Here is a 10958-nt window from a genome sequence, read left to right as displayed (position 1 = left end):
CCCCTCCCCTTCAGGGGAGGGGTTGGGGTGGGGGACTCTCCACGAGCGATCCGCCCCGCTGAGCTGACTGCCCCACCCCCAACCCCTCCCCTGAAGGGGAGGGGCTTAAGAAGGGGAATATCTGAGGAAGGGCAGGCCCTCGGCCAATCCTTCCCGACGCCATTTCAGCCCCTTGCCCGCCTCTCCGAACATCGGAGCCCGGGAAGAAGGAACCATGATGCGCTACCTGCCCCTTACCCCGGCCGACCGTCAGGCGATGCTTGGCACGATTGGCGCCCAGTCGATCGACGACCTGTTCGTCGACGTGCCCGAAAGCGCCCGCCTCAGCGGGCCGATCGCCGGCCTGCCGATGCACGCATCGGAGCTCGCGGTCGAACGCCACATGACCGCGCTGGCGCGCAAGAACCTGGCGGCCGGCGAAGCGCCGTTCTTCCTGGGGGCAGGGGCCTATCGCCACCATGTGCCGGCCTCGGTCGATCACATCATCCAGCGCGGCGAGTTCCTCACCGCCTACACGCCCTACCAGCCGGAAATCGCGCAGGGCACGCTGCAGATGATGTTCGAGTTCCAGAGCCAGATCGCCCGGCTGCTGGGTTGCGACGTCGCCAACGCCTCGATGTACGACGGCTCGACCGCGTGCTGGGAAGCGATCTCGATGGCGCGCCGCGTCACCAAGCGCGGCAAGGCGATCCTCTCGGGCGGCCTGCACCCGCATTATGTCTCGGTCGCCAAGACGATGGCGCGCTTCACCGGCGACCAGCTGGTGACCGGCGTACCGACGCTGAGCCCCGAGCCCGACACGCTCGACCTGATCAATGCGATCGATGCCGATACCTCGTGCGTCGTCGTCCAGTACCCGGACATTCTCGGCCGCATCGAGGACATGTCGGCACTCGCGGACGCCTGCCACGTCAAGAAGGCGCTGCTGATCGCCGTGGTCACCGAGCCGGTGGCGCTGGGGGCGATCAAGGCGCCGGGCGAGATGGGCGCGGATATCGTCGTCGGCGAAGGCCAGTCGCTCGGCGTCGGCCTGCAGTTCGGTGGGCCTTACGTGGGCCTGTTCGCCTGCTCGGAAAAGCTGGTCCGCCAGATGCCGGGCCGGCTCTGTGGCGAGACGGTGGACGCCAGCGGCAAGCGCGGCTTCGTGCTGACGCTCTCCACCCGCGAGCAGCATATCCGCCGCGAAAAGGCGACGTCGAACATCTGCACCAGCTCGGTGCTGTGCGCGCTCGCCATGTCGGTGCACATGACGCTGCTGGGCGAGAAGGGCCTGCGCCAGCTCGCCGAGCTCAACCATGTCGGCGCCAGCGCGGCTGCCGATCGCCTGGCCGAAGTGGACGGGGTGGAGCTGGTCACCGACCGGTTCTTCAACGAATTCACCCTGAAGCTGTCCAAGGAAGCCCGCCCCGTCGTCCGCCAGCTTGCCGACAAGGGCATATTGGCCGGCGTGTCGCTGGGCCGCCTCTATCCGGGCGTCGAGGAGTTGCAGAACGGCCTCGTCGTCGCGGTCACCGAAACCACCACGGAGGAGGACGTCGAGACGCTTGCCTCCGCACTCGAGGAGGTGCTGGCATGAGCACGATCAATCCGTCGGGCTGGCGCCCCACCACGCCGTCGCAGGATGGCGTTAGCGCCGAGGGCACCTTCACCGGCAACCGCGCGCTGATGCTGGAAGAGGCGCTGATCTTCGAGATCGGCTCCACCGACACCACCGGCGTCGATTTCGGCGAGGCCCCCGCGGGCAAGTCGCGCCTGGCCGGCATGGAGCGCTCCAAGGCCATTGGCCTGCCGGGCCTGTCCGAGCCGGAGACGGTGCGCCACTATACCCGCCTCAGCCGCCAGAACTACGCGATCGATCTCGGCCTGTTCCCGCTGGGCAGCTGCACGATGAAGCACAATCCGCGCCTCAACGAGCGGATGGCGCGCCTGCCGGGCTTCGCCGACATCCACCCGCTCCAGCCGGTCGATACCGTGCAGGGCGCGCTGGAGGCGATTGACCAGCTCGCGCACTGGCTGATCACGCTCACCGGCATGCAGGCGGTGGCGATGAGCCCCAAGGCCGGCGCGCACGGCGAGCTGTGCGGCGTGCTGGCGATCCGCGCCGCGCTCGACGCCAAGGGCGAGACCGCGCGCCGCATCATGCTGGTGCCTGAATCGGCGCACGGCACCAACCCCGCGACGGCGGCCTTCGCCGGCTTCGCGGTGGAGGACATCCCCGCGACGCCGGAAGGCCGCGTGGACGTCGCAGCGCTCAAGGCGCGGCTGGGGCCGGACATCGCCGGTGTGATGATCACCAACCCGAACACCTGCGGGCTGTTCGAACCGGACCTCAAGGACATCTCGGACGCGGTCCATGCCGCCGGCGGCTATGTCTATTGCGACGGCGCCAACTTCAACGCGATCGTCGGCCGGGTCCGCCCGGGCGATCTCGGCGTCGATGCGATGCACATCAACCTGCACAAGACCTTCTCCACCCCGCATGGCGGCGGCGGTCCGGGTTCGGGCCCGGTGGTGCTGTCGGCGGCGCTGGCGCCCTACGCGCCGCTTCCCTTCGTCGAGAAGACCGAGGCCGGCTATCGCATCGTCGAGGAAGAGAATGCCGAGGAGCATCATGCCGGCACCTTCGGCCGCATGACCGCCTTCCACGGCCAGATGGGCATGTTCACCCGCGCGCTGACCTATATCCTCAGCCACGGCGCCGATGGCCTGCGCCAGGTCGCCGAGGATTCGGTGCTCAACGCGAATTACGTGCTGCGCGCGATGGAGGACGTGCTCGACGCGCCCTTCGCCAAGTCCGGCCCATGCATGCATGAGGCGATCTTCAGCGACAAGGGCCTGCCCGAGGGCTTCTCGACGCTCGACATCGCCAAGGACCTGATCGACGAGGGCTATCACCCGATGACGGTGTATTTCCCGCTCGTCGTCCACGGCGCGATGCTGGTCGAGCCGACCGAGACCGAGAGCAAGGCGGCGCTCGACCAGTTCATCGGCGCGTTCCGCAACGTCGCGACCAAGGCCAAGCAGGGCGAGGCGGCGCTGAAGAGCGCACCTCATTTCGCCCCGCGCCGCCGCCTCGACGAGACGCTCGCCGCGCGCAAACCGGTGCTGGCGTACAAGGGCGCGGCACCGGCCGAAGCGGCCGAGTAAGCCCTGACCCGACACCCCCGAGAGGGTCGCACACGCCGGCTGGAAGCCCCCGCTTCCAGCCGGCGTTTTGCGTTTGGGGAGATTGCCGGGACACTTGCGATCGCGGTCCCTGCTCTGCATACAGGTTTTGCCCGTTCGCACCGCGCCGGGTCCGCATGGGGAAGCGGCAGGTCACACGCCTCGGGTTCTTCTTCCTGCGGCTGGCCGAATCCTCTTCTTCGGAAAGTTGCTCGATGCGCCTGATCGCCTGCTGTCTCCTGGCTTCCCTGACTGCCGGCGCTGCGACCGCGCAGCAACGCCCGGTACTGACCGATGCCGATTACAGCCGCGCCGTGCACCAGCTGGGTCCGTGGACCGCGCCGCTGGTCGATCATGCGGTGCGCTCGGCACATTGGATCGACGCCCGCCGCTTCTGGTATGTCGACACCGACCACGGCGTGCCGACGATCCTGCTGGTAGACGCCGTCAAGCGCACCAAGAAGGCCGCTTTCGAGACCACAGCGCTGCTCGCCTCGCTCAACGCGGCCGGGCTGAAGGCGCAGGACGCGTCGAAGCTCACCATCAGCGATTTCGTGCCGGACCTGGCGAAGAACAGCGCGGTGCTCAGCGTCGGCGGCAAGCGCTATGCGTGCGCGATGGCGCAGCCCTATGCTTGCAAGGAATCGGCAGCGCCGAGCGCGGGGCAGATCGCAGGCTATCTGGCCCAGCAGGGCCCGGCCGATGCGGTGCTCTCCCCGGACGGCAAGCGCGCCGCCTTCGTGCGCGACTGGAACCTGTGGGTCCGCGACATGGCCACCGGCGCGGAGCGGCAACTGACCACCGACGGCGTCAAGGATTTCGGCTACGCGACGGACAATGCCGGCTGGAAGCATTCGGACCAGGCGATCGTGATCTGGTCGCCGGACTCCAAGAAGCTGGCTACCTTCCAGCAGGATCAGCGGGCGGTGGCGGACTTTTCCATCACCACGACCCAGGTCGGCCATTCGAAGGTCGACACGTGGAAATACCCGTTCGTCGGCGACAAGGAGATCATCCAGATCCAGCGCGTCATCGTCGATGTGGACGCAGGCCAGGTCATCCGCCTCAAGATGCCGGCGGAGCCGCACCGCTCGTCGCTGTGCGACGACGTGGTGTGCGGCGAGGGTCCGCAGGACATGCAATGGGCGAAGGACGGCAAGACGCTCGCCTTCGTTTCCACCTCGCGCGACCACAAGGTGGAAACCGTCCGCATTGCCGATGCGGCCAGCGGTGCGGTGCGCGACGTGTTCACCGAAACGGTGCCGACCTGGTTCGACAGCGGTTACAATGACGAGGGCATCAACTGGCGCTATCTTTCCGAGCGCGGCGAGATCCTGTGGTGGTCGCAGCGCGACGACTGGGGCCATTATTATCTGTACAGCGCCGCCACCGGCAAACTCGTGCGCCAGGTGACCCAGGGCCAGTGGAACGTCGATCATCCGGTCTATATCGACGAGCGTAGCGGCAAGATGCTCGTGGCGGGTGTCGGGCGGGAGCCGGGCAACGATCCCTATTACCGCAGCATCTACGCGATCGACCTGAAGGGCGGGGCGCCGAAGCTGCTGACCCCCGAGAAGCAGGACCATATCGCGATCCCGTCGAGTGACGGGCGCTACTTCGTCGACATTTATTCGACCCCGCAGGAACCGCAGACCGCGGTGCTGCGCCGTGCCGACGGATCGGTCGTCCAGCAGCTGGCCAAGGGCGACGCGACGCGGCTGCGGGCGGCGGGCTGGCAGGCGCCGGAGAGCATCGCCGTCCAGTGCAGCGACGGCAAGACGCTGTGCCACGGCCTGTTGTTCAAGCCCGCGGGGCTGGATCCGCAGCGCAAATATCCGGTGATCGACTATGTCTATCCCGGCCCGTTCATGGGGACGATCCCGTCGCGGCAGTTCGCCGCGGCGCAGGGGGATGCGGGCGCGCTGGCGCAGCTGGGCTTCGCCGTGGTCGAGATCGACGCGCTGGGCACGCCGCGTCGCTCCAAGGCCTTCCAGGACTATTATTATCGCGACATGGGCAAGCAGGCCGTGCCCGACCAGAAGAGCGGCATCCAGGATCTGGCCAAGCGCTATGCCTGGCTCGACCTCGACCGCGTCGGTATCTGGGGCCATTCGGGCGGCGGCAATGCGACCGCGACCGCGATGTTCCTATATCCGGACTTCTTCAAGGTCGGGATCGCCGAGAGCGGCAACCACGACAACCGCAACTATGAGGACGATTTCTACGAGAAGTATCTCGGCCTGCTGGAGAGCGACGGGAAGAAGACCAACTACGACCTGCAGGCAAATCAGGACATCGCCAAGAACCTGAAGGGCAAGCTGCTGCTGGCGCACGGCATGCTCGACGATAATGTGCCGGTGTCGTCGACGCTGCTGGTGGTCGATGCACTGCAAAAGGCGAACAAGGATTTCGACCTGATCCTGTTTCCGCGGGCGCACCACGGCTATGGCGACCAGTCCATGTACATGATGCGCCGACGCTGGGACTATTTCGTCGAGCATCTGATGGGCGCGACGCCGCCGAAAGAGTTCAAGATCGGGCGGCCGGGCAACTGAAATCGCTGTCGCTCGGGCCGCGACAGACGTTGTGGTCCGGGACAGGACGTGAAAACGGCGTTTTGACGCCGTCGTGCTTCCCCCTATGCTGCACTGCATCGCTTCCGGGGGCTCGGCCATGCAGTTCGATACGCCGCACCTGATCCAATACGCCATCACCGCGCTCGTCGTGGGGCTGTTCAGCGCGATGCGGGTCGAGATGTACCTCCGTGGGCGTAGACTGCTCGCCGAGGCGCGGGCGGCGGCATGAGCGATCGTGAGCGCAGTTGGCTGGCCCCGCCCGAAGGCGTGCGGCGCCATGCACCCGCGACGCTGCGCAACCGCGCGGCGATCGCGACCATGCTCGGGGACCTGCTGCCCGCATCCGGTCGCGTGCTCGAAGTGGCGAGCGGCAGCGGCGAGCATTGCGCCTATTTCGCCGAGCATTTCCCCAAGCTGGAATGGCATCCCAGCGATCCGGACCCCGACGCGCTCGCCTCGATCGCGTCCTGGTGCGAGGGGCTGGCTAATGTCCGCCCGCCGGTTGCGCTGGACGCGGCAGCGGCGACGTGGCCGGTCCGCCATGCAGACGCCATCCTGTGCATCAACATGGTCCATATCAGCCCCTGGACGGCGACGCTCGGGCTGATGGCGGGGGCGGGGCGGCTGCTGCCGCCGGGCGGCCCGCTGATCCTCTATGGCCCTTATCGTGAGGCGGGGCTGCCCACCGCGCCGTCGAACGAGGCGTTCGACCAGTCGCTCCGCGCGCGCAATCCCGGCTGGGGACTGCGGTGGTTCGGCGATGTGGCGGCGGCGGCGGAAGCGCAGGGACTGGTGTTCGATCGGCGGGTGGCAATGCCCGCCAACAACCTCATAGTGGCGTTTCGGCGTAGCTAGCCTGGCCGCGCGCCAGCTTCTGCTCGCGATAGACGATGTAGAGCCCGCTGGCGATGATCACCGGCGCGCCGAGCCAGGTCGAGAAGGTCGGGAACACGTCGAACAGCAGCCAGCCGTAGAGGGTCGCCCAGATCAGTCCGGAATAATCCATCGGCACCACGGCGGAGACCGGGGCGAAGCGCATCGCCCCGGTCAGCGCGAGCTGTCCGACGCCGCCGACTAGCCCGGTGGCGATCAGGATCGCCCAGGTCTCGGCATCGTGCGGCTTGTAGTGGAAGGCATAAATGGCGCCCAGCACCGGCACCGACAGCAGCGAGAACCAGAAGACGGTGGTTCCCGCGCTTTCCGTCTTGCCGATCTGGCGCAGCGTGATCGCCACGATCGCGACGAACAGCGCCGCCATCAGGCCGACGAACGCGCCGAACAGCGGGACCACCTCATGGCCCGGCTGGACGACGATCAGCACGCCGACAAAGCCGAGGATCACCGCGCCCCAGCGATGCCAGCCGGTCGGCTCACCGAGCAGCAGCGCCCCCAGCAGCGTCGCGAAGATGGGCACGGTAAACTGGAAGGTCTGTGCCTCCGCCAGCGGCAGCAGGATCACCGCGCCGAAGGTGAAGATCATGCCGGTGAGCCCCACCGCCGTGCGCCAGACATGGGCGCCGAAGCGTTGCGTCTTGAGCGATTTCAGCCCCGGCCCCATCGCCACCCACAGCGTGACCAGCGGCACGGCCCAGAGCTGGCGGTGGAACATCGTCTCGATCAGCGAGGCGCCGCGCAGTTCCGACATCTTGATCAACGCCGACATGGACGACAGGCAGGCGATCGCGAACAGGCGCAGGACCAGGCCGGTGGCGATGCGATCGGGACGGGCATTGGACACGGCGGCAGCGTTACGGGCTTGGCCGGGCGTGGGCAAGCCTTTGCGGCTCAGCCGAGCAGGCGTCCCATCACCACCGCCAGCGAGTCCTGCCAGGCCGGCGCGCGATAGCCGAAGGTATCGGCGAAGCGGCTGCAATCGAGGCGGGAGTTGGCCGGGCGCTTGGCAGGCGTCGGATAGTCCGAACTGGGGATGCCGGTCACCGTCGCCGTCGGGCCGCCGCGCTTGGCACTTTCGGCAAAGATGGCGCGGGCGAAGTCGGCCCAGTTGGTCTCGCCCGAGCCGGCGAAGTGGTAGACGCCGCTGAACGCGCCGTCGCGCTGCCAGCGTTCGACCACCGCCAGGATCGCCGAGGCGATGTCCAGGGCCGAGCTGGGGCAGCCCTGCTGGTCTTCCACCACGTTCAGCGCGTCGCGCGTCTCGGCGAGGCGCAGCATCGTCTTGACGAAGTTGTTGCCGAACGGGCTGTAGACCCAGGCCAGCCGGATCACGGCGTTGGTCGCACCCGAGGCCTGTACCGCCTGCTCGCCGGCCAGCTTGGTCGCGCCATAGACGCCGAGCGGGCCGGTGGGGTCGTCCTCGCGCCAGGGGCGGTCGAGGCTGCCGTCGAACACATAGTCGGTCGACAGCTGGATGATCGGCGCGCCGATCTTCGCGCCCGCACGCGCGAGCACGCCGGGGCCGTCACCGTTGATCGCCATGGCGAGCTCGGGTTCGCTCTCGGACTTGTCGACCGCGGTATAGGCGGCGGCCGACACGATCAGCTCGGGCTGGATCTTCGCTACCGCCGCTTCGATCGTCTCCGGCCTGGAGAGGTCGAACTCGGGATAGCTGGTGAAGATCAGCTCGTGGCCCTGTGCTTGTTCGCCCAGCGACTGGGCGACCTGGCCGTCATGCCCGGTGACGAGGATGCGCATCAGGCGGTCTGGCCCAGCCGCTCGCCGGCGTACTTGCCGGAGCGGATCGGGCCCCACCACCACTCGTTCTCGAGGTACCAGTCGATCGTCGCGGCGATGCCGGTGTCGAAATTCTCCTCGGCCTTCCAGCCCAGTTCGGTCTCGAGCTTGGTCGCGTCGATCGCATAGCGGCGGTCATGGCCGGGGCGATCGGTGACGAAGGTGATCAGCTCGCGGCGCTTGCGGCCGTCGGCCAGTGGAATGCGCTGGTCGAGCAGGTCGCAGATCGTCTCGACCACTTGCAGGTTGGTGCGCTCGTTGCGGCCGCCGACATTGTAGCTCTGGCCGACCTTGCCGGTGGTGGCGATGGTCGCCAGCGCCTTGGCGTGATCGTCCACGTACAGCCAGTCGCGGATGTTCTCGCCCTTGCCGTAGACCGGCAGCGGCTTGCCCTCCAGCGCGTTGAGGATCGTCAGCGGGATCAGCTTTTCGGGGAAGTGGAACGGCCCGTAATTGTTCGAGCAGTTCGACAGCACCACCGGCAGGCCATAGGTGTGGCCCCAGGCGCGTACCAGATGGTCGCTCGCCGCCTTGGACGCCGAATAGGGCGAGGAGGGATCATAGGGCGTCTCTTCGGTGAAGATGCCGCTGTCAAACGGCAGGTCGCCGAACACCTCGTCGGTGGAGATGTGGTGGAAGCGGAAGCCCTCCCGCTTCTCGCCTTCCAGTTCGCGCCAATATTGCAGCGCCGACTGGAGCAGCTTGAAGGTGCCGACGACGTTGGTCTCGATGAATTCGCCCGGACCGTCGATCGAGCGATCGACATGGCTTTCGGCCGCGAGGTGCATCACCACGTCGACCTGCTCCTCGCGCAGCAGCGGTAGGATCGTCGCGGTGTCGGCGATGTCGGCATGGACGAAGCGATAATTGGGCGCGTTCTCGATCGCGGTGAGCGAGGCCGGGTTGCCGGCATAGGTGAGCTTGTCGAGATTGATGACGCGCGCGCCCTGGCGGACGAGGTGGCGCACCACCGCCGAGCCGATGAAGCCGGCGCCGCCGGTGACGAGGAAGGTCTGCTGCTGCATGGCTCAGCCCTGATAGAAGAAGGGGGTGTTGAATTCGACGAACGGGGTCGCGACCGCGTCCTTTTCGGAGAGGACGGGTTCGACGCCGATGTCCGGCCAGGTGATGGCGAGATCGGGATCGTCCCAGCGGATCGCCATTTCCGAATCCTTCGAATATTTGGCGCTGACCTTGTAGAGGATCTCGCAATCCGGAACGAGCGTCATGAAGCCGTGCGCATAGCCGGCGGGGACCAGCAGCTGGTTCCACTTCTCGGCGGACAGTTCGACGCCGACCCAGCGGCCATAGGTGGGCGAGCCGCGGCGGATGTCGACCGCGACGTCGTAGATCGCGCCGCGCAGCACGCGCACCAGCTTGGCCTGGGCGAAGGGCGGCGCCTGCAGGTGCAGGCCGCGGATCGTGCCGGCCGCGGCCGAGAAGCTCTGGTTATCCTGCACCCAACGGGCCTCAACGCCCTCGGCATCGAGCGTCGACTGCTTGAACACTTCGGAGAAGAAGCCGCGGTGATCGCCGAACTTGGGGGGGGTGAACTCGATCACGCCGGAGAGTTCGTGGTGATGGACCTTGGTCATGCGGCAGCCACCAGCTTGCGGAGATAGGCGGCATAGCCGGTCTTGCCGAGACCGGCTGCGCGCTTGAGCAGGTCCTCCGCCCCGAGCCAGCCGTTCTCGAAGGCAATTTCCTCAGGGCAGGCGATCTTCACGCCCGTGCGATGCTCCAGCGTGCGCACGAACGAGCCGGCATCATGCAGGCTGTCGTGAGTCCCTGTGTCCAGCCACGCATAGCCGCGGCCGAGCCGGGTGATGTGGAGATCGCCGCGCTCAAGATAGGTACGGTTGACATCGGTGATCTCGAGTTCGCCCCGTGCGGAGGGCTGGATCGACTTCGCGATGTCCACCACGTCCTTGTCGTAGAAATAGAGGCCGGTAATCGCCCAGTTGGACTTGGGTACGGCCGGCTTTTCCTCGACGCTGGTGGCGACGCCCGTCTCGGGATCAAAGGCCACCACGCCGTAGCGCTCCGGATCGTCGACATGGTAGGCGAACACATTGGCGCCGCCCTGCGACGCCTGTTCGGCAGCCGCCTTGCAGCGCTCGCCCATCTTTTCGCCGTGATAGATGTTGTCGCCGAGGATCAGCGCGCTCGGATTGTTGCCCACGAAATCGGCGCCGATGATGAAGGCTTCGGCGAGGCCGTTCGGCGACGGCTGCTCGGCATAGCTCAGGTTCATGCCGAAGGCCGAGCCATCGCCCAGCAGCGCCTGGAACATCGGGAGGTCGCGGGGCGTCGAGATGATCAACACGTCGCGGATGCCGGTCAGCATCAGCACGGACAGGGGATAGAAAATCATCGGCTTGTCGTAGACGGGAAGCAGCTGCTTCGAGATCGACAGCGTTGCGGGGTAGAGGCGCGTGCCGCTGCCCCCCGCAAGGATGATGCCCTTCATTCAAAATCCCCCATGGCGCGGGGAAACCCCGCAACTACTACGAAACGAGAAATGCG

10 protein-coding genes are annotated in these 10958 nt (G+C 66.9%); 5 read left to right on the top strand and 5 right to left on the bottom strand.

Features of this window, described 5'->3' with window-relative positions:
* The first annotated feature begins 217 nt into the window (after nt 1-217).
* The 5 genes from gcvPA to KK7_RS0100350 all read left to right on the top strand — a co-directional run bounded on the left by gcvPA (nt 218) and on the right by KK7_RS0100350 (nt 6596).
* Nucleotides 218-1576 carry an aminomethyl-transferring glycine dehydrogenase subunit GcvPA gene (gene gcvPA / locus KK7_RS0100370; protein WP_010542662.1) on the top strand — a complete coding sequence of 453 codons (1359 nt, stop codon included), beginning with the start codon at nt 218-220 and terminating at the stop codon, nt 1574-1576.
* A complete protein-coding gene (gene gcvPB / locus KK7_RS0100365; RefSeq protein WP_010542661.1) occupies nt 1573-3147 on the top strand; it encodes an aminomethyl-transferring glycine dehydrogenase subunit GcvPB in 1575 nt (524 codons plus the stop codon). The genes gcvPA and gcvPB overlap by 4 nt, the downstream gene beginning before the upstream one ends.
* A gap of 155 nt (nt 3148-3302) precedes the next feature.
* Nucleotides 3303-5720: a S9 family peptidase gene (locus KK7_RS0100360; protein WP_100207472.1), complete on the top strand. Its 2418-nt coding sequence runs from the start codon at nt 3303-3305 to the stop codon at nt 5718-5720.
* 118 nt (nt 5721-5838) lie between these two features.
* Nucleotides 5839-5970: a hypothetical protein gene (locus KK7_RS23570; RefSeq protein WP_272941558.1), complete on the top strand. Its 132-nt coding sequence runs from the start codon at nt 5839-5841 to the stop codon at nt 5968-5970.
* Nucleotides 5967-6596 (top strand): DUF938 domain-containing protein, encoded by a 630-nt coding sequence (locus tag KK7_RS0100350; RefSeq protein WP_010542659.1) that lies wholly within the window; start codon nt 5967-5969, stop codon nt 6594-6596. The genes KK7_RS23570 and KK7_RS0100350 overlap by 4 nt, the downstream gene beginning before the upstream one ends.
* On the opposite strand, the gene KK7_RS0100345 is transcribed toward KK7_RS0100350, so the two are convergent.
* The 5 genes from KK7_RS0100345 to rfbA are packed head-to-tail and all read right to left on the bottom strand — an operon-like array spanning nt 6571 to nt 10902.
* Complete coding sequence (locus KK7_RS0100345) at nt 6571-7479, bottom strand: DMT family transporter (RefSeq protein ID WP_010542658.1); 909 nt, start codon at nt 7477-7479, stop codon at nt 6571-6573. The genes KK7_RS0100350 and KK7_RS0100345 overlap by 26 nt on opposite strands.
* 47 nt (nt 7480-7526) lie before the next feature.
* Nucleotides 7527-8393 (bottom strand): dTDP-4-dehydrorhamnose reductase, encoded by an 867-nt coding sequence (gene rfbD, locus KK7_RS0100340; protein WP_010542657.1) that lies wholly within the window; start codon nt 8391-8393, stop codon nt 7527-7529.
* Nucleotides 8393-9457: a dTDP-glucose 4,6-dehydratase gene (gene rfbB / locus KK7_RS0100335; RefSeq protein WP_010542656.1), complete on the bottom strand. Its 1065-nt coding sequence runs from the start codon at nt 9455-9457 to the stop codon at nt 8393-8395. Before rfbB ends, rfbD begins: the two co-directional genes overlap by 1 nt.
* 3 nt (nt 9458-9460) lie before the next feature.
* Entirely contained in the window at nt 9461-10027 is a 567-nt protein-coding gene (gene rfbC / locus KK7_RS0100330) for a dTDP-4-dehydrorhamnose 3,5-epimerase (protein ID WP_010542655.1), read from the bottom strand.
* Nucleotides 10024-10902, bottom strand: coding sequence for a glucose-1-phosphate thymidylyltransferase RfbA (gene rfbA, locus KK7_RS0100325; protein ID WP_010542654.1), 879 nt, complete (start codon nt 10900-10902; stop codon nt 10024-10026). The genes rfbC and rfbA overlap by 4 nt, the downstream gene beginning before the upstream one ends.
* Nucleotides 10903-10958 lie beyond the last annotated feature (56 nt).

The organism is Sphingomonas elodea ATCC 31461, from assembly GCF_000226955.1.
GTDB lineage: Bacteria > Pseudomonadota > Alphaproteobacteria > Sphingomonadales > Sphingomonadaceae > Sphingomonas > Sphingomonas elodea.
The sequence above is the reverse complement of the archived record's forward strand: the minus strand, read 5'-3'. Positions and strand labels throughout refer to the sequence as shown.